This window comes from Clostridium sp. 2218st1_F5_2218SCRN_220325, assembly GCF_039062665.1.
Lineage (GTDB): Bacteria > Bacillota > Clostridia > Peptostreptococcales > Peptostreptococcaceae > Intestinibacter.
The window spans coordinates 1-1627 of record NZ_JBCLNH010000041.1 but is presented as its reverse complement, the minus strand read 5'-3'; the positions used below and the strand labels follow the sequence as shown (position 1 = coordinate 1627).

At 31.3% G+C, this 1627-nt stretch carries 1 protein-coding gene and 1 rRNA gene; both read left to right on the top strand.

Features of this window, described 5'->3' with window-relative positions:
* Positions 1-20 precede the first annotated feature (20 nt).
* Positions 21-137: ribosomal RNA gene (gene rrf, locus ABCM86_RS13950) — 5S ribosomal RNA — on the top strand.
* A 194-nt stretch (positions 138-331) separates the two neighbouring features.
* A complete protein-coding gene (gene fucO / locus ABCM86_RS13945) occupies positions 332-1480 on the top strand; it encodes a lactaldehyde reductase (protein ID WP_295677709.1) in 1149 nt (382 codons plus the stop codon).
* The last annotated feature ends 147 nt before the right edge of the window (positions 1481-1627 follow it).

Below are 1627 nucleotides of genomic sequence, written 5' to 3'. Positions count from 1 at the left end.
ATTAGTACAAGTAAAGATTATGTGGTTATTATAGCAAGGAGGATACACCTGTTCCCATTCCGAACACAGAAGTTAAGATCCTGAGCGCTGATGGTACTTGGTGGGCAACCGCCTGGGAGAGTAAGACGTAGCCACGTAATCTTTTTTTATTACGTGAAAACAAAGAAAAGTTTTTTTTATAAAAGATAAAAAGCAGCATATTTTTATAATATGCTGCTTTTTTAGTGAAAATAATTATATTAAAAGAAATTATATTGATATTAATTACCTTTTTAAAAGACTATAATTAAATTAAAACTAAAAATAGATATAGTAAATAGGGGGGAAAATAATGTCAAATAGAATAGTATTAAATGAAGTTTCTTATCATGGCACAGGGGCAATAAATGAAATTGTTACAGAAGTAAAAAGAAGAGGATTAAATAAGGCATTTTTATGCTCAGACCCAGAATTAATAAAACTTAATGTTACTACTAAAGTTACTAAAATATTAGATAATGCAGGTTTAGATTATGAAATATATTCAAATATAAAGGCAAATCCTACAATAGAAAATGTTCAAACTGGGGTAAAGAAATACAAAGAGTCTAAAGCTGACTATATAATTGCAATAGGTGGTGGCTCATCTATGGATACTGCAAAAGCAGTAGGTATTATTGTCAATAATCCAGAATTTGATGATGTTAAAAGTTTAGAAGGTACTGCTCCTACTAAAAATAAATCAGTACCGATTATTGCTGTGCCAACAACTGCCGGGACAGCTGCAGAAGTTACAATAAATTATGTTATAACAGATGTAGATAATAATAGAAAATTTGTATGTGTTGATACTAACGATATACCAGTTGTGGCAATAGTTGACCCAGAAATGATGTCAAGTATGCCAAAAGGGCTTACTGCAGCAACAGGTATGGATGCATTAACACATGCTATTGAGGGGTATATAACTATTGGAGCATGGGAAATGTCAGATATGTTCCATTTAAAAGCTATAGAAATAATATCAAGAAGTCTTAGAGGAGCTGTGGAAAATACACCTGAAGGAAGAGAAGGAATGGCTTTAGGTCAATATATAGCAGGTATGGGATTTTCAAATGTAGGTCTTGGAATAGTACATTCAATGGCACATCCACTAGGAGCATTATACGACACTCCTCATGGAGTAGCTAATGCAATTATATTGCCAACTGTTATGGAGTATAATGCAGATTCAACTGGTGATAAATATAAATATATAGCTGCAGCTATGGGAGTTGAAGGTACAGAAAATATGACTGTATCAGAATATAGAAAAGCAGCAGTTGATGCAGTAAAAAAACTTGCACAAGATGTAGGTATACCACAGGATTTAAAAGATATTGTGAAAGAAGAAGATATTCAATTTTTAGCACAATCTGCTTATGATGATGCGTGTAGACCGGGAAATCCAAAAGAAACATCAGTTGAAGATATAGCTAAATTATATAAATCTCTAATATAGCTTATATATATAAATTTATATTCAAATAAAAAAGGTTGAACTTGCGTACAGTTCAGCCTTTTTTTATTTATATATGATGAATTATCATATTAAGTGCAACACTTAAAAATGGATAAAAAAATAGCTCATAAGTTTATGTTCATGTTA